The sequence below is a fragment of the Undibacterium umbellatum genome (assembly GCF_014284125.1).
Lineage (GTDB): Bacteria > Pseudomonadota > Gammaproteobacteria > Burkholderiales > Burkholderiaceae_D > Undibacterium > Undibacterium umbellatum.
Genome location: NZ_JACOFX010000005.1, coordinates 277,415 through 297,217, shown reverse-complemented (window position 1 = coordinate 297,217; position 19,803 = coordinate 277,415). Strand labels below are relative to the sequence as shown.

The 19,803-nt window shown below is 51.8% G+C and carries 17 protein-coding genes; 6 read left to right on the top strand and 11 right to left on the bottom strand.

Going from position 1 to position 19,803, the window contains the following annotated elements:
* Positions 1 to 9 precede the first annotated feature (9 nt).
* The 6 genes from H8L47_RS13030 to H8L47_RS13005 all read right to left on the bottom strand — a co-directional run bounded on the left by H8L47_RS13030 (position 10) and on the right by H8L47_RS13005 (position 7,065).
* A complete protein-coding gene (locus tag H8L47_RS13030; protein WP_186954023.1) occupies positions 10 to 1,041 on the bottom strand; it encodes a branched-chain amino acid ABC transporter permease in 1,032 nt (343 codons plus the stop codon).
* A 16-nt stretch (positions 1,042 to 1,057) separates the two neighbouring features.
* The gene (locus tag H8L47_RS13025; protein WP_186954022.1) at positions 1,058 to 1,783 is read right to left on the bottom strand and encodes an ABC transporter ATP-binding protein; all 726 of its coding nucleotides are present in this window, start codon (positions 1,781 to 1,783) and stop codon (positions 1,058 to 1,060) included.
* On the bottom strand, positions 1,776 to 2,558 hold the full coding sequence (locus H8L47_RS13020) for an ABC transporter ATP-binding protein (protein ID WP_186954021.1): 783 nt from the start codon (positions 2,556 to 2,558) through the stop codon (positions 1,776 to 1,778). The genes H8L47_RS13025 and H8L47_RS13020 overlap by 8 nt, the downstream gene beginning before the upstream one ends.
* A 17-nt stretch (positions 2,559 to 2,575) precedes the next feature.
* A complete protein-coding gene (locus H8L47_RS13015) occupies positions 2,576 to 3,775 on the bottom strand; it encodes a substrate-binding domain-containing protein (protein ID WP_186954020.1) in 1,200 nt (399 codons plus the stop codon).
* 98 nt (positions 3,776 to 3,873) lie between these two features.
* Positions 3,874 to 4,746 carry an alpha/beta fold hydrolase gene (locus H8L47_RS13010; protein ID WP_186954019.1) on the bottom strand — a complete coding sequence of 291 codons (873 nt, stop codon included), beginning with the start codon at positions 4,744 to 4,746 and terminating at the stop codon, positions 3,874 to 3,876.
* A 24-nt stretch (positions 4,747 to 4,770) separates the two neighbouring features.
* Positions 4,771 to 7,065: a TonB-dependent receptor gene (locus H8L47_RS13005; RefSeq protein WP_186954018.1), complete on the bottom strand. Its 2,295-nt coding sequence runs from the start codon at positions 7,063 to 7,065 to the stop codon at positions 4,771 to 4,773.
* Positions 7,066 to 7,468: 403 nt separating this feature from the next.
* Here H8L47_RS13005 and H8L47_RS13000 point away from each other — a divergent pair, with 403 nt between their 5' ends.
* The 3 genes from H8L47_RS13000 to H8L47_RS12990 all read left to right on the top strand — a co-directional run bounded on the left by H8L47_RS13000 (position 7,469) and on the right by H8L47_RS12990 (position 9,794).
* Complete coding sequence (locus tag H8L47_RS13000; RefSeq protein WP_186954017.1) at positions 7,469 to 8,386, top strand: LysR family transcriptional regulator; 918 nt, start codon at positions 7,469 to 7,471, stop codon at positions 8,384 to 8,386.
* A 92-nt stretch (positions 8,387 to 8,478) separates the two neighbouring features.
* Complete coding sequence (locus H8L47_RS12995) at positions 8,479 to 9,060, top strand: sigma-70 family RNA polymerase sigma factor (protein ID WP_186954016.1); 582 nt, start codon at positions 8,479 to 8,481, stop codon at positions 9,058 to 9,060.
* On the top strand, positions 9,060 to 9,794 hold the full coding sequence (locus H8L47_RS12990) for an anti-sigma factor (RefSeq protein WP_186954015.1): 735 nt from the start codon (positions 9,060 to 9,062) through the stop codon (positions 9,792 to 9,794). The genes H8L47_RS12995 and H8L47_RS12990 overlap by 1 nt, the downstream gene beginning before the upstream one ends.
* Before the next feature lie 482 nt (positions 9,795 to 10,276).
* On the opposite strand, the gene fahA is transcribed toward H8L47_RS12990, so the two are convergent.
* Positions 10,277 to 11,608, bottom strand: a complete 1,332-nt coding sequence (gene fahA, locus H8L47_RS12985; protein WP_186954014.1) for a fumarylacetoacetase — start codon at positions 11,606 to 11,608, stop codon at positions 10,277 to 10,279.
* Positions 11,609 to 12,928, bottom strand: a complete 1,320-nt coding sequence (gene hmgA, locus H8L47_RS12980) for a homogentisate 1,2-dioxygenase (protein ID WP_186954013.1) — start codon at positions 12,926 to 12,928, stop codon at positions 11,609 to 11,611.
* A gap of 114 nt (positions 12,929 to 13,042) precedes the next feature.
* Between hmgA and H8L47_RS12975 the strand changes: the two genes are divergently transcribed.
* Together H8L47_RS12975 and H8L47_RS12970 are read left to right on the top strand one after the other, a co-directional pair.
* On the top strand, positions 13,043 to 13,948 hold the full coding sequence (locus H8L47_RS12975; RefSeq protein ID WP_186954012.1) for a LysR family transcriptional regulator: 906 nt from the start codon (positions 13,043 to 13,045) through the stop codon (positions 13,946 to 13,948).
* Positions 13,949 to 14,056: 108 nt separating this feature from the next.
* Complete coding sequence (locus H8L47_RS12970) at positions 14,057 to 15,193, top strand: alpha-hydroxy acid oxidase (protein ID WP_186954011.1); 1,137 nt, start codon at positions 14,057 to 14,059, stop codon at positions 15,191 to 15,193.
* Between the two features lie 4 nt (positions 15,194 to 15,197).
* Here H8L47_RS12970 and H8L47_RS12965 read toward each other — a convergent pair whose 3' ends face one another.
* Together H8L47_RS12965 and H8L47_RS12960 are read right to left on the bottom strand one after the other, a co-directional pair.
* The gene (locus H8L47_RS12965; RefSeq protein WP_186954010.1) at positions 15,198 to 16,475 is read right to left on the bottom strand and encodes a carbohydrate porin; all 1,278 of its coding nucleotides are present in this window, start codon (positions 16,473 to 16,475) and stop codon (positions 15,198 to 15,200) included.
* A 237-nt stretch (positions 16,476 to 16,712) separates the two neighbouring features.
* A complete protein-coding gene (locus tag H8L47_RS12960) occupies positions 16,713 to 17,183 on the bottom strand; it encodes an Hsp20 family protein (RefSeq protein ID WP_186954009.1) in 471 nt (156 codons plus the stop codon).
* A 268-nt stretch (positions 17,184 to 17,451) separates the two neighbouring features.
* Between H8L47_RS12960 and H8L47_RS12955 the strand changes: the two genes are divergently transcribed.
* Positions 17,452 to 18,003, top strand: a complete 552-nt coding sequence (locus H8L47_RS12955; protein ID WP_186954008.1) for a thymidine kinase — start codon at positions 17,452 to 17,454, stop codon at positions 18,001 to 18,003.
* Positions 18,004 to 18,052: 49 nt separating this feature from the next.
* On the opposite strand, the gene H8L47_RS12950 is transcribed toward H8L47_RS12955, so the two are convergent.
* Positions 18,053 to 19,651: a cytochrome C gene (locus H8L47_RS12950; RefSeq protein ID WP_186954007.1), complete on the bottom strand. Its 1,599-nt coding sequence runs from the start codon at positions 19,649 to 19,651 to the stop codon at positions 18,053 to 18,055.
* Between the last annotated feature and the right edge of the window lie 152 nt (positions 19,652 to 19,803).

Genomic DNA, 19,803 nt, shown 5'->3' with positions numbered 1-19,803 from the left:
ATTCATGTCTTAACGCCTTACCACGGTGTACAAGCCAGTCGGACGCCAGAGCAGCACGGCGATCATCAGCAAGATGTTGGACACCAGTGCCAGCTTGGGTGCCAGGAAACCGGCGTAATTGGCAACCAGTGCCATCAGCAGGGCACCGATAAAACAACCGCCGACAGAACCCAGACCACCGATGATGATGACGATGAACACCATGACCATGATGTCACCGCCCATGGCTGCGGTCAGGCTTTCCTTGTACAGCCCCCACATGACACCACCCAGGCCAGCCAATGCCGAACCGGCAGCAAACACCAGCACGAACAGGCGGCGTATGCGGTAGCCAAGTGCTTCCACCATTTCGCCATTTTCTACACCAGCCCGTATCAGCAAACCCAGCTTGCTGCGGTTCAGCACCAGGAACATGGCAACGAATACCAGCAAGCCAACCACGACTGCGATCAGGCGGTATTTCTCTATGGCAGCATCACCCAGCAGGATGGAACCGCGCAAGCTGGTCGGCAGCGGTAGCGGGATTTGCTCTGCACCCCAGATGACATTGATCATCTGTTCGGCAACGATCATGCCGCCCATGGTGATGAGGATTTGTTTCAGATGCTGCCCGTAGACAGGCATGATGATGATGCGTTCGAACGCCCAGCCCAGCAAGCCGGTTGCCAGCATCGCCAGCAGGATAGCCAGGCCCAGTGCAGTCAGGTTCATCAATAGCGAATCCGCTTCCATCCAGCCATGCATGGGCAACAAAACCAGGGTAGCGACGAAGGCACCGACGGAAACAAAAGCGCCGTGGCCAAAATTCAATACATCCATCAAGCCAAAGATCAGGGTCAGGCCGCTGGCCATGATAAAGATCATCATGCCCATGGCCAGGCCTGCGACGGTCAGGGTGATCCAGGTGGGGAAGCTTCCCACCAGTGGCAGCATCAGCAGTGCCAGGGCTGGCACCAGGATCAACGGCCAGATATCGCGTGGCGCTGTCGGCAGGCTGGCAACTTCTGGCTTGGCAGTATTATCAAGAACAGTATCTGTCATTATTCTTCCTCTTGCTTTATTGATGCGCAGCCAGTGACAAACCCAGCAAATGCTGTTGCAAGTCATTGTCTTCAGCCAGTGCCTGCATGCTGCCGGTATGTACGACACGGCCATCATCCATGACGGCTACCGTGTCCCCCAGCTTGCGTACGAAATTGAAATTCTGTTCCACCAGCAAAATGGTGGTGTCGCTAGCCTTCAGCTCATTGAAGGCAGCCATCAAGCTAAGGATGATGGCAGGTGCCAGACCCTTGGTCGGTTCATCCACCAGTATCAGTTTGCGCGGCTCAACGATGGCGCGGGCGATCGCAACCATTTGTTTTTGACCGCCGGACAGATTGCCTGCCGGGTAATTCCAAAACTTTTTCAATGCAGGAAAGAAGCCGCATATCCATTCGACTCGGCTGCTATCGAGCGGGCCATTACGTGCTGCCAGCAGCAGGTTTTCTTTGACTGTCAGGTCAGAGAATATCGCCATGCTTTCTGGCACATAGGCAATGCCTAGCTGTGCGATGTCTGGCGTTGCCATGGCGGTGATATCGCGGCCATCAAAATGTATCTTGCCCTGGCTGGCTTTCCACAAGCCCATGATGGTACGCAGGGTCGTGGTCTTGCCTGCGCCATTACGACCCAGCAAAACCGAAAGACCGCCACGTGGCACCTGCATGTCCACGCCTTGCAGGATATGGTATTCGCCGATATGGGTATGCACACCGGCCAGTGTCAGTATGGCTTCAGACATGTTGCTCTCCCGTGGTTTCAGGGGCAACGCCCAGATAAGCTTCCTGCACGATGGCAGACGCCATGACGCTGACAGGTTCACCATCTGCCACCAGCGCACCGTTATGCAAGACGATGATGCGGTCAGCAAGTGAACGCACTACGTCCATCTTATGCTCAACCAGCAAGATGGTTTTCTTGCGTTCGGCCTTGACCTGGTGGATCAGGTCCAGCACCACTGGCACTTCATCGACACTCATGCCTGCCGTGGGCTCATCAAACATCATGACTTCTGGCTCCAGCGCCAGCAAGATGGCAACTTCGAGTTTGCGCTTGTCACCGTGTGACAGTGCTGAGACTTTGTCCGACTTGCGGTCTGCCAGTGCAACTTTGTGCAGGTAATGTTCTGCCCGCTTCAACAGACTGGCATGGGAAGACCATAAGGAAAAAATGTTCAAACCCTGGCCTGCCTTGCTTTGCACAGCCAGCCGCACATTTTCGATGACAGACAAATTAGGGAAGAGATTGGTCAGTTGAAACGCCCTGCCTATACCCCTGCGCGTGCGTTCAGCTGCACCCTTGCTTGTGATGTCCACACCAAACAAATGTACACTGCCTGCGCTGGCGGCCAATTGCCCAGACATCAGGTTGAAGTAAGTGGTTTTACCAGCGCCATTCGGGCCTACGATGACAGTCAAAGTACCGGGATAAAAGTCTGCAGTCACCTGATTGACGGCCACATGGCCGCCAAACCGTATACTGAGATTACGCGTCGATAGCGAGGGTGAGACACTCATTTTTCCACCTGCCGTCATCAACGCTTGTTCTTGACTGGGACTGGCAATTCGCTGGCAGGTATTTCCCTGACCAGTTCCAGTAAGTCCCATTCATTTTTCTGGTCTTTCTTGATTTTGAAATGGTACATGGATTGCAAGGCCTGATGGTCTTCCTTGCGGAAATTCATCTTGCCTTTTGGCGTATCAAATTCCATGCCTTCCATCGCAGTGATGAGTTTTTCAGTGTCGGTAGATTTGGCTTTGCTGATGGCTGTGTACACTGCGCTGGCTGCGGCAAAACCACCGGCAGTAAAGAAATCTGGTGGCGACTTGAAACGTTTGGTGTGTTCAGCGACCAGCCAGTCATTCATCTTGTTTTTTGGGAAGTCGTAGTAATAATAAATCGTACCCTGGGTACCTACATAGGTTTTCCAGTTTTTCATGACAGGCAGGATATTGCCACCGGGTGCCAGGGTTATACCAAAGCGCTCTGGCTTCATATCGGCCAGCTTGTTCATGGGATTGGGGCCGGCCCAGATGATTTGCAAGACGCGCGGTTCTGGCTTGTCTTTCAACACATCGAAAATACGCTGGGCTGCCGCGGTGAAATCGGTGGTATTTTGGGCAGCATACTCTTCGTGGACTATCTTGGCTTTGGCACCAACTGCACCCAGAGCATCCTTGGCTGCTTTCACGCCATCGCGGCCAAAGGCATAATCCTGCGCCAGGAAGGCGATACTGCCGCCAGACTTGATCGTGCTGGCAGCAGCCAGCCCGTCCTGCATGGAATTGCGGCTGGTGCGGAAGATGTAGCGATTCCATTTTTCGCCGGTGATTGCATCAGCCACAGCAGGCTCGACGATCAGTATTTTTTTGTATTCTTCGGCCACTGGCAGCATGGCAATCGCCGAACCAGAGGAACTGGTGCCAACTGCGATGTCGACCTTGTCGTCACCAAAGGCTTCAGCCAGCGCGGTGCGGCCCAGGTCAGGTTTGCTTTGGTCATCCTTGACAAGGACCTTGATCTTGCGGCCATTGATTTCCATCTTGCCACCGGTCAGGTATTCCAGTCCCATCATGAAGCCGGTTTCAGTTTCCTTGGCATAAGCTTCCAGGGCACCAGTCTTGCCTGCAATCAGGGCAATTTTCAAATCCTGTGCAAGGCTGCTGGCTGAGGCGAATACGCTGCTCAGGGCCAGACTCAGACAGATGAGTTTAAAGCTGTTTTTGTGTTGCATTTTGTCTCCTGCTAGTTTTACGTTGTGGTAAACATGCATTTTGTCAGCGATATTTTTTACGCATTGTTGACAATGCACATAAGCATACTGCAATTCGTCTAATCCACTGAGGCTAAAAATTCCCTGATGGCTTTTTGTGCCTGCGCTTCCATCAGCATGGGGGCATGGCCCACGCCACTCACTTCGGCATATTGCAGGTCGGGTGCCAGGTCTTTCATATAGGCGAGTTGTTCATGCTCCACCAGGTCAGACAGGTCACCGCGTATCAAGAGTGTAGGGCGGTTTCTGGCCAAACGGCGGAAAGCAAAATTGGCGACCCAGGATTTGCTTTTTAACTGCCCGGTTTGCAAGGGCCTGGCAATATTAGAGTCATATTGCAGTGCCAGCTTTCCATCGACATTCTCGGCGAAAGCCCGCCTGGCCCACTTGCCCCATTCTTCCATGCTATTACCAGGAAAAGCAGACAGGTTGACCTGTCGTATGTAGTGCGTCGCCTCGTCCCAGTCATTCACTTCAACAGTCTTGCCAGCAAACCCGGCTATGCGTCCCAAGCCCTTTGCCGACAAGGCGGGGCCTACATCATTGAGAATGGCAGCAGTGATCAAATTCAATTTGCGCGCCGCCACCGTCATGGTGATGAGGCCACCCATAGAAGTACCTATGAACACTGCTCGGCCGATACCCAGGTCGCGGGCGAGCTTGATGACATCATTCGCGTACACGACTGAATTGTAATGATCAGGGTCGGCATCGTGCTGGGAACGCCCGCGTCCCCTGACATCTACCGCAATCACACGCCTGCCCTGTTCTGCTATCCACGGTGCCAGCTCTTCAAAATCGCCAGAGTTGCGGGTCAGGCCATGAATGCAGATGACTGGACATTTGGCCGGCCCACCACGCGATGCATAATCCCGCGCATACAATTGCAGGCCATCGCTACTGGTAAAGCTGATGTCAGTGAAAGTAGTCACGCAATATCCTCTCGGTGTCACAGACTAGAAACGGTATTCCACCGTGGCTGAGACTGTTCTTGGATTGCCATAGAAGGCTGTGGTGCTGCCTTCGAGGCCCAGCGTTGGGAACAGATAACCTGCGACCTTGTACTTGGTATTGCTGAGGTTCTTGCCATGCAAGCCAGCACGCAGGCGCTTGTCTGTGCTAGTCCAGACCAGGCTGGCATCCCACAGCGAATAAGCTTCCTGATCCAGCAGTGCATTTGGTGTTTCAAACTGGTTGGTCGCAGCGCGATAGGAATAGCTGGAGATCAGCGACAGCGTACCGTTCCTGCCAACCAGGTTCAACGGCCAGTCATAGCTACCAGTCAGGTTGGCCGATTGCTTGGGTGTATTCTGGAATACTTTTTGACTAGCGACATCCACACCAGCGACGATAAATTGCGTGTACTTCGCATCGATATAGCTGAACATGCCAGACAGGCGGAAGGCATCGGTTATACGTGCCGTCGCTTCCAGTTCAAAACCCTTGATGCGCGCCTTGCCGGCATTTGTGGTGACGCCGGCGAAATTATCATCCTTGCCGTCACCATTGGTATCCACCGCGACCGAGCCAGGTATCTGCACGTTTTTGTAATTACTGAAGAACAGTGCAGCATTGGTCATGATGCGACCCTTGTCGAATTGCGACTTCAAACCCAGTTCCACGGTTTCGATTTCCTCCGGCTCGTAACCCATTTTTGCCTTTTCCAGGCTGATCTTGGTGCCAACCACATTCATGCGCGGATCAAAACCACCACCCTTGAAGCCTTGCGACCAGGAAGCGTACACATTGTTATCGGCATTGGCTTTCCAGTTCAATGACAGGCGCGGGGTGAACTTGGTATCGGTACGATCAAGATCGCTCTTGGTCAGATTGGTGTCAGTACGGAACAGTATTGCACTTGGGTTACCCATTTCTGGTGAACTCTTGGTACCCAGATATAGTTGACGCAAAACTGCGGCCTGGCGCGTGTCCGAGGTATAACGGCCACCGGCAGAAACGCTGATAGTGTCCGACAAGCTCATGCTGCCATCAGCAAACACGGCCCAGGCCTTGGTGTCAACGTCACCCATGGTAAACACAGACAAGGGCAAGGCACCATTCAGGAGAGTATCGAATTTATTATAGGCATTGGCGTCAATGTAATACACACCGGCCACGCCCTGTATGGTCTTGCCGCTATAGCTGAGTTGTAATTCCTGGCTGAACTGGCGGTTTTTGTAGACGGCTGGTGCTTCCAGATCAACTACAGGCAGAGAATCAAAATCGATAGGCGCATAAGATGTATCGCGGCGGCTGGCGGTGATGGATTTGAAGGTCAGCTCATTATTGATCTGCCATTCAATCAGGGCAGAACCACCGCTTTGTTTTACTTGCTGCAAATGGCCCAGTGCTGTCGTCAGATTGGCGCGGGTATCAAATACATTGTCGAGTATCGGTGCCTTGCTGGCATTGCTGACGGTCAGGCGATGGCCATTCTTGGGGCTGGAATCATCCTGGCTGGTATCCGCCGATACACGAATGAATAAATTTGAGGACGGTGTAAACTCTGCGCTCAGGCGGGCAGCGGTGACATCCTTGTCATAGTTATCGGCACCCGTGAGCAAGTTCTTGCCATAACCATTACGCTTGAATTTTGCCAGTGATGCACCAACCCGCAGGGTTTCAGATACCGGCAAACTGGCTGTCAGCACTGCATCGGTCTGACCATAGGTACCTACCGTTGCTTTCAGGCGCACATCGGTTTCCGGCCTCAGTTTGCGCGTCACATATTTGACGGCACCGCCTATGGTATTGCGGCCATACAAAGTCCCCTGAGGACCGCGCAATACTTCTATGCGTTCTACGTCATAGATGTCAGACACCGCGCCTTGCGGACGGGCGATGTAGACATCATCCAGATAAATACCTACACCTGCTTCAAAACCGGCCAGTGGGTCTTGTTGGCCGACACCACGGATGAAGGCCGTCAAAGTAGAGTTGGTGGCCCTCGAAGCTTTCATGGTGGTGTTAGGCAAGCTTTGTACCAGGCCGATAATGTCAGGAACCGCTGTTTTGGAGAGTTGTTCGGCAGAGTAAGCAGTGACGGAGACCGGCACATCCTGCAGGGATTCTTCACGACGACGGGCAGTTACCAGTACCGTGCTCGGTTCGGCATTGCTGGCTTCAGTGCTTGCTGGAGCTGTTACTGTTTGTGCCTGGCTGATACCGCTACCTGCAACGGTTCCTGATGCGACCAACAATGCTGCAGCGGACCGACGTAAGAATTTCTGCTTTCTCTTGCTCTGGTTCATTTCTGTCTCCTGTATTTTTATGTGCGCCTTTTAGAACGCGTTTACGATCTGTAGCGAGCGAGCGTCAGCGGGGTCGGGGGTAACAAAAACGCAGCGCAAAAAGCGGTATGTACTTAAGTACATGAGCATTTTGAGCAGCGCATGAGCCCCGATCACGCTCGCGCAGTAAGATCGCAAACACGTTCTTACATGTTGTATGTCGCATGGCAGCCAGTGTGCACGGAAAGAAAAATCCTAGAAAGCGTATGCACGCCCACCCTTTGTGCATAAATGCACATCAGAGTGAAGACAGTGCTATTAAAACTGCCCACTTGTTGTGCAAAATCCCCAATTCTTTCATTATTGCAAAGAAGAAATGGATTAAACCTTGCTGCTGTATGTGCTTTGCCGCACAATTAGCCCCATGAATAGCATGCCTGAATGGACTGACCTGCGTTACTTCCTGGAGCTTGCCCGTGCTGGCACGCTGTCCGGCGCATCACGCCGCCTGGGGGTGGAACATACGACAGTGGCACGTCGAATAGATCGGCTGGAGACCCAACTGGGCTCCACCCTGTTTGACCGCAGCCGTGAAGGATATGAGCTGACCGAGATGGGTCACGCCCTGCTACCCCACGCCGAAGCCATGGAAAGCGCGGCCCTGACTGCCACCGATCAATTGGGTGCAGCCAGTGTCTCCGCCCATGGCGTAGTACGTCTGGGCGTGCCTGAAATGTTTGGCACTCTGGTCATCGCCCCCTTATTGGTACATCTGCTGAAAGACCATCCTGAGCTGAGTGTGGATTTATTGGTACAACCGCGTTTCGCCAACCTGGCTACGCGCGAGGCAGACCTGGGTGTCATGCTGGACCCACCCAATACCGGACGCTATGTTTTTACTCGTCTGGCTACCTTTCGTTTGAATTTATATGCATCACCAGATTATTTGGCACGCCATCCACCCATCCTGAGTGAGGCCGACCTGGCCGAGCATGAGTTTGTCGATTATGTACAAGATCGCCTGGCCAGTAATGAACTCAACTTTCTCGACAAGCTGGGCTTTACGCCAAAAAGGCGCTTGTGCTGCACAGGCATGATGGCGCAATGTGAAGCCGCTGCGGCTGGCATGGGCCTGATCATGGCACCGCCATATGCCATCCCGGCTAGCGGTACTCTGGTACCGGTTTTGCAAGACAGTTTCTTTACCGAGCGTTCTTACTGGCTGGCTGCACCCAGTGACTTGTACCGCCTGCAAAGAGTGCGTGTGGTCTGGAATCTCTTGCGTGAATATGCCGAGCAACACCCCTCCCTGTTTATGCATACAGAAAGCAAGAAATCCTGATACGTGGTCTGTGTGTGAAGTAAAAATAGACTAAAATCAGCGCACCTCTACCCATGTCTACACTATAACGACAGCCAAGATTGGATAAGCAATTGCCCACTGCCGCCCTGGATACCAGCCAGCTACAAAACTGGCTAGCCGCCGTCGCCCGCAAAGACGCGCAGGCATTTAAATTACTGTATGACGCCACTTCAGCGAAACTGTTTGGCTTCGCGCTGCGTATATTAGTTAAGCGTGAGTTGGCAGAAGAGGTTTTACAAGAGAGTTTTGTCAACATCTGGAATAACGCGGGCAGTTATCAGACTGGATTGGCAGCACCCATGACCTGGATGACAACGATAGTACGCAATCGCGCTTTCGATCTCTTGCGCCGTGTTGATCACGATGTAGAAATCGATGCTGATAATTTTGATATGGGAATCATGCAAGCCATGGAAAGCACTGAACCGACACCAGCGCAGACGCTGGAATTGACACAGGATGCCAAAGCACTGGCATCCTGCCTGTCACGTCTGGAAGGTTTGCACAGGCAGGCGATGGCGATGGCATTTTTCCATGATCTGTCGCATAGCGAAGTAGCAGAACACATGAAATTGCCGATAGGGACAGTGAAAACCTGGATCAGACGCGGACTCGACAAGCTGCGCACCTGCCTCACACGTCTGGAGGCATAATGAATTTACTACAACTCAAAAACAACCCGGCTTTGCAAGAAAAACTGGCCTCTGAATATGTACTGGGCACCCTGCGCGGTGGCGCACGCCGCCGATTTGAAGCCTGGCTGAAACAGGATGCAGCCTTGCGCCAGGTGGTAGGCCAATGGGAAGCGCATCTGATACCCATGGCTGAATTTGCACCTGCCGTCACAGCACCGGCAACAGTCTGGCCAGCACTGGAAAAACGCCTGAACCTGAGCACCACCAAAGACCCATGGGCCTACTGGCGCAACTGGGGTAAATTGCGCGAAGACCTGGCTTTCTGGCGCGGCCTGGGCATGTTCTCAACCACTGCCGCTGTGGTACTGGTCTCCGTCTTGCTCAGCAAACAGGCGGATCAGCAGGCGACGCCACAAACCAACTATGTCGCCACTCTGTCAGATGAAAAAGCACAGGCTATCGCTGTAATTACCGGCGACACCAAACGCGGCCAGTTACAGATACGCATGGTGACGGCGCAAAACATCGCTGCTGACAAGAGCCTGGAACTGTGGGCAGTGGGTAAAGACGGTAAAGTCAAATCCCTGGGCCTGGTGGCCGACAAGGGCATCATCACTCTGCCCATGCCTAAAGACATGACCGCAGACAGCGTCCCTTTGCTGGCGGTGACGCTGGAACCCAAAGGTGGATCGGGCAATCCTGAGAAACCGTCTGGGCCGATTATCTTTAAAGGTAACTGGGTGCAGATTTAAAGGGAAGAATGGCATCGCGGCCTTTACTGAAGGGATGTATAACTGAGTCCTTGAGAAATATAAATATCGGTCGCGATGACGTTGCAGTTGCTTTGCAGTTGATTTTGACGTCGAATTCCGATGTGTCGATGCCTTTGATGCGAGGCGGAAAATGGATGAAGAAATACCCGTGTTTGAGCGAAGCGAGTTTCGGGGATTTCCCATTTTTTGACTTGCAGCAAAGGGAACCCCGTTAGGGGCAGCGACGCCTCGGTCGCCTTTTCTTTGGATACTTTATTTTGGCGAAGCAAAAGAAAGTATCTCGGCTGCCGGGCCGAGACCCGGCTTGTATCCACAGAGAGTAATCGCATTAATCAGAGTACGGAGATGCAACAAACGCCACTGTGTTCCAGCCACAAGTACGCTGGAACGACGTTAATAAGAACACGGTTTTTCTATCGACGGCCAGTCTCAATCACCGAGCGCTGATTAAAAAACGACTATCAAGTCCTGGCTGGCAACAAAGTCCCCACCACCTCACCAAAGCCTATCCGCGCACAACCCTCTTTCTGCGCCCAGCCGCGCATGATGATGGCATCTCCATCTTCCATAAATATGCGTTGCTCGCCATTGCTAAAGGTCAGCGCCTTCTTGCCACCTTCAGTGAGTTCCAATAAAGAACCTGCCTCTTCTGCCAATGGCCCAGATTGCGTACCCGACCCCAGTAAATCACCAGGATTGAGATTACAACCGTTGACCGTATGATGGGTGACCAGTTGCGCTATCGTCCAGTATGAATGGCGGAAATTAGACAGAGACAAGCGCTCTGCCGGTGCACCGTCAGAGCGCATTTTTTCTGTCTGCAACAAGACTTCGAGTTGTATATCGAAGGCACCGCTTTCACGCAAATCTGGTGTATCCAGATAAGCCATGGGTTGCGGGTCTTCTGCGTCGCGCGTCCAGGCATGACGATATGGTGCCAGGGCTTCCAGCGTCACTACCCAGGGAGAAATAGTAGAAGCAAAATTCTTTGCCAGGAATGGGCCCAAGGGCTGATATTCCCAGGCCTGCACATCACGGGCTGACCAGTCATTCAACAGGCATAGGCCAAAAATATGGGATTCTGCCTTGTCCATGTTGATGACATCGCCCAGGGCATTGCCGGGGCCGACGAAGATGCCGATTTCCATTTCATAATCCATGCGCTTGGCAGGGCCAAACACCGGAGTATCAGAAGTAGGTGGCTTGGTCTGGCCCACCGGGCGGCGGAATTGCTGCCCTGATACGCCTATGGACGATGCACGGCCATGGTAGCCAATAGGCACCCACTTGTAATTCGGCAGCAGAGGATTATCCGGGCGGAACAATTTACCGACAGCCGTCGCATGATGGACGGAGGTATAAAAATCGGTGTAATCACCAATCTGCGCAGGCAAGGCAAATTCAGCTGCGCCTTGCGCCAGCAGGCAGGCTTGCAACGCACCTTGCTGACTTGCTCCTTCGCGCAGAACGCGTGACAAAGCCAGCCGTAATGCGGACCAGACCGGCGCACCCAAGCCCATCAGGGCATTCAGGTTACTGGCATTGACGGCATTGGTGAAATGCCCACCCTGCAATTCTGTGTAACCAGCAAAGGCGTGGGCTGCATGGGCGGCTGCCAGATCCAGCACCTGGTCTCCGATGGCAACACCGATTCGAAATGCCTGGTTGCTGCCCTGGCGACGGAACACGCCATATGGCAGGTTTTGCAGAGGGAAATCGGTGCCAGTCTGATTAGCCGAGGCGACCCAGCTACGCAAGCTGACATCATGGGTTTCGTTAGGTTGTACCGTCATTTATTTTTGCTCCGGATTAAAATTCTTCTTGATACCTTGCCAGCACTGGTAATAGTCAGCCTGCAATTGCGCGGCTTCCATGGCTGCGCGGGTAGGTTTGATGATATTACGCGTTTCTATCATAAAGGCCATCGTATCATCGACTTTATGTGGTTTGCTGGTATCTGCCGAGGATGCCTTGTCAAACGTCGGCGCATCCGGTCCATGGCCGCTCATGCAATTATGCAAACTGCAACCACCAGGACGGAAGCCGGTCGACTTGGCATCATACTGACCGTGGATGAGGCCCATGAATTCACTGGCGATATTGCGGTGGAACCAGGGTGGGCGGAAAGTATTTTCTGCCGCCAGCCAGCGTGGCGGGAAGATCACAAAGTCTATGGTGTCCACGCCTGGCGTATCACTGACTGCCTGCAAGACCAGGAAGATCGATGGGTCTGGATGATCGTAACTGATAGAGCCTATGGTATTGAAGTGGCGCAAATCATATTTGTAAGGCGCAAAATTGCCGTGCCAGGCGACCACATCCAGTGGTGAATGACCTATTTTTGCCGACCACAGATTACCACTGAACTTGGCCAGCAATTCAAATTCACCTTCCTTGTCTTCATACCAGGCAACCGGAATTTGAAAATCACGCGGATTGGCCAGGCCGTTGGAACCTATGACGCCCAAGTCAGGAAGTTTCAGCATGGAACCAAAGTTTTCACAAACATAACCACATGCCTCACCATCTGGTAATTGCACCTGGAAGCGCACGCCACGCGGTATCACAGCGATTTCTTGCGGCTCTATATCGAGCAAACCCATTTCAGTACGAATATGCAAGCGGCCTTGCTGGGGGATGATGAGCAATTCAGCATCGGCGTTGTAGTAAAACCGCGTCGTCATGTCACGGTTGGCCGTGTAGATATGGATGGCGCAACCAGTCTGGCCATCGGCTGAACCATTGCCTGCCATCGTCAGCCAGCCATCGATAAAGTCGGTGGCCTCAGCGGGCATGGGCATGGGATCCCAGCGCAACTGATTTGGCGTGCTGGGCGTTGCAGCAAAATCATTCGTCATACGGCCATTGCTGACTTGCTTAAACGGCTGGTGCATGGCAGCTGGACGTATGCGATAAAACCAGGAACGGCGATTGGCATGGCGCGGGGCCGTAAAGGCAGTGCCGGAAATTTGTTCGGCATACAAGCCGTAGGCGCATTTCTGTGGAGAATTCTGGCTCCTGGGCAAGGCATCTGGCAATGCCTCGCTGGCGAATTCATTGGCAAAACCGGTCTGGTACTGAAGTTGGACTTCTCTTGCGTCGTGCTTGCTCATGGCGTTTCCTGCAATGTGAGTTTTGTACAGGTGCACTTTAATGCAAAGTCTCCTGTTTTACGATATAAATACAAAAATGTACTACATTCACGAAATCAATAATAGTGGAGCGCCATGCTGGAACCTAAAGACATAGACCTGAACTTGCTGGTGGTATTCCAGGAAGTCTATCAAGACCGCCAGATATCTTCTGTCGCCCGCAAGCTTGGCTTGTCGCAGCCCGCAGTCAGCAATGCCCTGGCCAGGCTGCGACGCAGCTTTGATGATGAATTATTTGTGCGTACGGCAACAGGCATGCAACCCACGGCGCTGGCAGAACGACTGGCAGAACCTGTGGCGCTGGCCTTGACCCATATCACCCAGGCCCTGAACCGCCAGGAAAATTTTGACCCCGCCAGCAGCAAGCGCCATTTCACGATTGCCATGACCGATGTCGGTGAAGTGTATTTCATGCCTATATTGGCGGAATATCTGCATAGCCAGGCACCTCAGGTACAGTTATCGACAGTGCGCGCCAGTGATATTGATTTAAAAACAGAAATGGAGTCGGGCCGGGTAGATCTTGCCATAGGGGCATTTGATCATTTATCAGATGCCTGGTACCAGCGCCGCCTGTTCAAGCAAAACTATGTCTGCATGTTCCGGCAAAGCCACCCGCTGGCGGCCGACAAGCTGGAGATGAAGGATTTTCAGGCCGCGCGCCATTTAATTGTTGACTCAAAAGAAAGTCCTTATGCCAAGGTCAACCAAAGCCTGGAAAAAGCGGGGGTCATTGCCTCCGCTCATTTACGCGTGCCGCATTTTGTTGCTGTGCCGTACATCGTCAGTTGCAATGATTTGCTGGTGACCGTGCCGCAAAAACTGGCCGAGCGTGCTGCCGCCCCTTTTGGCCTGTGCTATGTCAAATCGCCGTTACGCTTACCAGCCCTGCAAACCAATATGTTCTGGCACAGACGCTACAATCAGGATGCCGGCAATCAGTGGCTGCGCGGGCTGATCTCTGCGCGGTTTCTTGAATAAAGCCTGGCATTGCTGAAATTCCTTCATGCAAAGTCTGAAAGCTTTTCTGCCATGCCTTGACGCTTATCTCATACACTAGTCTTACTACTTAATTAGCTGGAGTCCCTCATGCCCGTCATCACCTGTGTAGAAGACTTACGCCTGCTGGCACAAAAACGTGTCCCTAAAGCATTTTATGATTATGCTGACAGCGGCTCTTACACAGAATCGACTTACAAGGCCAATACCAGTGACTTGGCAGCCATCAAGCTCAGGCAGCGGGTTGCCATCAATGTAGAACACCGCACGACCCGCACGACAATGATAGGCCAGGAAGTTGCCATGCCGGTGGCAATAGCACCGACCGGCTTGACCGGCATGCAGTGGGCCAATGGTGAAATGCTGGGGGCGATTGCGGCAGAAAAATTTGGCATCCCCTTCACGCTGTCGACCATGAGCATCTGCTCTATAGAAGATGTGGCCAGCGTGACTACCAAGCCTTTCTGGTTCCAGTTGTATGTCATGCGTGACCGCGGTTTTGTCAAGGAACTCATACAAAGGGCAAGAAATGCCAAATGCTCAGCCCTTGTGCTCACCCTGGATTTGCAGATTCTGGGGCAGCGTCATAAAGACTTGAAAAATGGCATGTCCGTGCCACCCAAGCTTACACTAGCGAATGTCATCGACCTGGCCACCAAGCCAGGCTGGGCCTTGCGTGCCTTAACTGGCCGCAAGACCTTTGGCAATCTGGTTGGTCATGTCAAAGGCGGAGACGGCATAGTCACACTGAGCCAATGGACTGCCAGCCAGTTCGACCCTACCTTGAGCTGGGACGACGTGGCCTGGATCAAAAAAGAATGGGGTGGCAAGCTGATATTGAAAGGCATACTGGATGTTGAAGATGCCAGGCTGGCGGTAGCAGCAGGTGCCGATGCCATTGTCGTCAGCAATCATGGTGGCCGCCAGCTTGATGGTGCTATGTCCTCAATACAGGCTCTGCCGGCAATTGTCGATGCGGTAGGTCATCAGACTGAAGTCTGGTTTGATGGTGGAATACGCACTGGGCAAGACATATTGAAGGCCACTGCGCTGGGTGCCAAAGGCAGCATGATAGGCCGTGCCTTTTTGTATGGTCTGGGCGCCATGGGTGAAGCGGGTGTCACCAAGATGCTGGAAATTTTGCAAAAAGAACTCGATGTCAGCATGGCCTTGACAGGCACCAAGGATATTCGTGAAGTAAACGCATCCAATATCATAGGTTCTTAAATTTTCAGAATGCTATTTCCGTTCTAACACTGACTACCCAGGCTTTCTTCAGACTGGCATCCATATTGGGATTAAAAACGCATTGCACCGCTGGCTGTACCACCAGCCAGGGGCGAACCTGCATTTTATAAGTGGCCTCTGCAACAGCTTCAAAATTATCTGCATGGTTGAGCTTGCGGTATTTTTCACTGGCATGGGCATAGGTCATACCCAAAGCAAGCTGATCCTCAGCACGCCCGTCGAAAAAACCTACATAATTCAAGCCAAGATTCACTGACCAGTCAGACTGGTTAATATCTTTTTGTGCGGTACCAAAACGCAAGAAGCCTTGCAGCCCCTGGCCGGGATGACCGGCTTTTGGCAGCAACGTGCGTTCAGTCAGGATATACCAGCCGAAATTCTTGCGTTGCAAAGGCTTGCCATTTTCATCCGGGCTGCTGATCTCATCAAAATGACTGCTATAGCGCCATATGCCTATGGCAGTCTTGTTGAGTGCCTTGTCATCACCGCCCGGCTTTTCACCAAAATGTCCGGCCTCTGCTATCAGCAAGACACCATCCCCCTTGGCAAACTTGACGTGGGTACCACGCGGATTTTCTGGGTCACCCGGCACGCCATCAAGTACGGCTACTTGAAGATAAGTGTTCTTGTCCACAGATTTGTAACGGACACGTGTAGCAAATGATGCCATGGGATAGATAGGTGGGCCATTCTTGCCAGTTTGTGCAACTGAAATATTCATGCCCATGGCTGGTTGCAAAAATACACCCGAGCTATCAGTCACATAAAATTCAGTATCAATTGCATACATGCCAAGCAATACTGCCAGCCTGTCGTCAAGAATATTCTTTTCCAGCCACAATGCAGAAAACTGGGCGGTATTGGTATTGACTTCAATATTATCAACACCGATGAAGCTACCAACTTTTTGTATATTTGGTTTGCCGCCCAGTTCGCTATGAAATTGAGCATAGGCAGTCCAGCCGTCCCATCCCATCAGTTTGTTCAGTTCGAGACGTATCCTGGAATCGGTATATGATAGCCATTTGGTACCAGTGGCGATACCACCATCTTGGTTGCGGACGATGTCGCTACGATGTGTGAAATCCAGACTGATACCCCGATCCAGCCAGGTCTGGCGTTGGCCATTCCAGTCGCCTGTGAGGGTAGTCAGATTCAAGTCTCTGCCGTCATCTTCTGCATGAGCGGAGATATGAAAGGCACAGTTGAGACATAGCAGCAGTCCCAGCGAGAAAATGCCAGACTTCAGGGTCTTTCTCATAGGCAGCTCTATAAAATATAAAATTCATCAGCGAGTCACAAAAATATGTTTTTTCGTTCATATGAGATGTGAGCCATTTGCAGACTTTCAGCCCCATTCTACTCAAAAAATAGCTTTTCCTTTGAAATTTTTGAGCTGCAGAAGATAAAAAAGCATGGGCTTGCCCATGCTTTTTTCTATTTATGGTGATCGGACCCATGAATTTTCATGGGCACTCTTCATTGTCTAAGTTTTCACTTAAGCGACCTGGCGTTGTAATTGATTTTGCGACTCAACCAGTTGCAGATTATCGCCATCAATCAGGATGCGGCGCGGTTTGTGCGCTTCTGGAATTTCACGCACCAGTTCGATATTCAGCAAGCCATTGTCAAGACGCGCACTGACGACTTTGACGTGATCGGCCAGGCGGAAACGATGTTCAAAATCACGTGAGGCAATGCCACGGTGCAGGAAATTGCGCGTGCCTTCTGCTTTCTGGCGGCGACCAACAATTTTCAAGGTGTCACGTTCGGTTTCTATGTCGATTTCGCTGCGGTCAAAGCCTGCAACTGCCATGGTGATTGCATATTTATCTTCTGCAATCAGCTCGATATTATAGGGGGGATAGCTGGGTGCAGCTTCAGTACGTTGTGCATCATCAAACAACTGTGCGAGACGGTCAAAACCGATAGCGGAACGATACAGAGGAGCGAAGTCAAAATTACGCATGATAATATCCTTATAAATTGAAGCGATATAAATTAAATGTTTGGAAACTTTTCTTAAAACTACTACTGCTTACTTTCTTCAGCAGACCTCAGCTTCGAGCATCTGCTGAGTAGAAAATGGCGCTGGCTTACATAGTTTCAAGACCCCAATATCAAATTTTTTCACTTCAATAAAATCGACAATAAATTGACAACTAAGCGAAAAAAATAGGCGACTGTTCTCACCAGCAACATGTGCAACAGTCGGCAAGAACCAACAGGAAACAGGTATGGCCAAGCTTTACTTCAGATATTCAGCAATGAACGCAGGAAAATCCACGGCACTTTTGCAAGTGGCACACAATTACGAAGAGCAGGGACAAAAAGTCCGTCTCTACACCGCTGCCATCGATAACCGATATGGCGCAGGCAAAGTCACTTCCCGTCTGGGGCCGCAAAGGCAGGCCGAAGTTTTTGATACCCATTTTGATTTTCTGGCAGAAGCGCCGAAAGTAAGTTGCGTGCTGGTGGATGAGGCGCAGTTCCTGTCGGCTGATCAGGTAAGGCAATTGCATCAGTTGGCGCAAGTACACGGCGTGCCGGTGATTTGCTACGGCTTGCGCAGCGACTTCCTGGGTGAGCCATTTACTGGCTCTACTTATCTACTGGCACTGGCCGATGATATCGAAGAACTGAAAAACATCTGCGCCTGTGGCAAGAAGGCAACGATGAATATTCGTGTCGATGAAAATGGTCGGCGCATGAAATCTGGCGAGCAAATTGATATTGGCGGAAATGAACGCTATCAGCATGTGTGCGGCCGTTGTTTTTACGCCGGATAGAAAGAGAGCAGGCCATCAGCCTGCTCTTTTTCTACTCTTCTACTGCGCTTTACAGCACCTTCAAAAACTCAGTCAAATCAATAATTTCCTGCGGCGTCAAACCCATATTGAAACGCCTGTCATAGAACCTGACGACGTCGCTTATTTCGACCATGCCGCCATTATGAAAATACGGTGAACGGGATTCTATGGCACGCAAACTAGGCACTTTGAAGCGGCCTATATCCTTCCATTTACCTGTCGCCATGGCACTGCCTGGATCAGTCGTTTCTACAGTTTCACCAGTCAGTTTATTCCTGAGTGTGTACAAGGGCATGTCAGGGGTGCGCAAACTGGCATCTGATACGCCGGTATTGAACAGGCGGGGCACTGAATGCGAGCCCACATTGCCTACGCTATGGCAACTGGCGCAAGTTGCGCGCTGCAAAGGCAAACGCAACTCATCATTGAAGCCAGCTACTCCTCTGATATTGAAAGGCTTGTTATTGAAAATCTGCTCGCCCCTGGCGATGGATGCCCTGACAATATTGATCGCTGTTGGCGGCTGTGGTGGCTGCTGCGGACGTCCTTGCACAGGTGGATTTGGTGGTGTTGGCCTGTCAAGTCCACGCCAGTTCGTAAACATGTTCATGACGTTGCGATCAAATGGCGCACCCGTGACATAATCACCGACATCGAGATCATTGATACCGAAATAAAAATTGTTCTTTGCGAGTTCTGCAGGGCCACCTCTTGCTCCAGCATCGGTCAGATTACCGGCAACCAGGCTGCTGACTTGAGCAGTGAATAGCGTCTTTTCAAAATCGACTATGCTTCGCTGTTCTGCAGCCGTCAAACCTTGTGCTGCTTGTGCATGTCCAGTAACGGCGCTGTTCGACTGATGCAGCAAGTCGAAATCGGTGCTGGAAAAACACTGCAAAGGCCGGCTATTGCGTATGCAGAGATTAGACCTGGCGTCAGCAAAAGTTTCACGACCATCCCACATTACTGTGCTCAGAAATTTCAGATTGGTAGTCGGCATCGGTCTGCGAAACAAGGACAGTTCTTTTGCGCTGGCATAGCCATAAGGGTCATCCGCCTTGACCAGAGTAAATTCAGCATCGGCAGGCACAGCCAAACCGACCCGGATTAACCCCTTGGTCAGCAGCATGCTATAGGCCAGGCGCTTTTGATCTATGCTAGCCACTAGGGCATTGGGTGAGTTTGCCCCGTCCACCAGCCTGAAAACCGGATCGTCGCCATTGCTTTGTGCAAATCTCACCTGCAAAGAGTCCGGACTGATACTCCAACCCTGGCTTTCCTGATGACAGGTAGCGCAACTGCGGCCATTGCCAAAAGCTTTAAAAAAAGCATTGTTCTTGTCTATACTACCCGTGGTTGACACCGTCAAAGCGGCACCCTCTTCATTGGCAAAAGGTATCAATGTGGCTTGGTCCGCTGGTGGCGCAGCCGAACCGGGAGCCGAACCGGGCGCGTTCAGTGCCGTTAACATTGTGTCTGGCGGTACAGCTTGCTCGGCAGCATTGTCAGTCGATCCTGTCGTACTATTGCCTCCGCAGGCAGCCAGATTCAACAAAGTGAATATGGCAATGGAAATTTGCGCCCTGCGTTTGCTGGGCAGCCACTGTAATTGTGCAGATAAATTCATGTTGAGTCTCCCTAAGAGTGTCATTTTTCCTACTCAAGAACCGGACATACCCATATCCAGGATCTGAGACTGAATGCAGGATGTCTCCTGAATGTGAAGAAAAAATGAAGATCCAGATTTTTTCCCCATCTTGAGGAAAAAATTGCAGGGAA

Coding starts and splice junctions, on each gene's coding strand:
- H8L47_RS12965 (WP_186954010.1), bottom strand. CDS start 16,475: ATGAGAAAGACCCTGAAGTCTGGCATTTTCTCGCTGGGACTGCTGCTA.
- H8L47_RS13025 (WP_186954022.1), bottom strand. CDS start 1,783: ATGTCTGAAGCCATACTGACACTGGCCGGTGTGCATACCCATATCGGC.
- H8L47_RS13015 (WP_186954020.1), bottom strand. CDS start 3,775: ATGCAACACAAAAACAGCTTTAAACTCATCTGTCTGAGTCTGGCCCTG.
- H8L47_RS12970 (WP_186954011.1), top strand. CDS start 14,057: ATGCCCGTCATCACCTGTGTAGAAGACTTACGCCTGCTGGCACAAAAA.
- H8L47_RS12975 (WP_186954012.1), top strand. CDS start 13,043: ATGCTGGAACCTAAAGACATAGACCTGAACTTGCTGGTGGTATTCCAG.
- H8L47_RS12990 (WP_186954015.1), top strand. CDS start 9,060: ATGAATTTACTACAACTCAAAAACAACCCGGCTTTGCAAGAAAAACTG.
- H8L47_RS13030 (WP_186954023.1), bottom strand. CDS start 1,041: ATGACAGATACTGTTCTTGATAATACTGCCAAGCCAGAAGTTGCCAGC.
- hmgA (WP_186954013.1), bottom strand. CDS start 12,928: ATGAGCAAGCACGACGCAAGAGAAGTCCAACTTCAGTACCAGACCGGT.
- H8L47_RS13005 (WP_186954018.1), bottom strand. CDS start 7,065: ATGAACCAGAGCAAGAGAAAGCAGAAATTCTTACGTCGGTCCGCTGCA.
- H8L47_RS12960 (WP_186954009.1), bottom strand. CDS start 17,183: ATGCGTAATTTTGACTTCGCTCCTCTGTATCGTTCCGCTATCGGTTTT.
- H8L47_RS12955 (WP_186954008.1), top strand. CDS start 17,452: ATGGCCAAGCTTTACTTCAGATATTCAGCAATGAACGCAGGAAAATCC.
- fahA (WP_186954014.1), bottom strand. CDS start 11,608: ATGACGGTACAACCTAACGAAACCCATGATGTCAGCTTGCGTAGCTGG.
- H8L47_RS13000 (WP_186954017.1), top strand. CDS start 7,469: ATGAATAGCATGCCTGAATGGACTGACCTGCGTTACTTCCTGGAGCTT.
- H8L47_RS12950 (WP_186954007.1), bottom strand. CDS start 19,651: ATGAATTTATCTGCACAATTACAGTGGCTGCCCAGCAAACGCAGGGCG.
- H8L47_RS13020 (WP_186954021.1), bottom strand. CDS start 2,558: ATGAGTGTCTCACCCTCGCTATCGACGCGTAATCTCAGTATACGGTTT.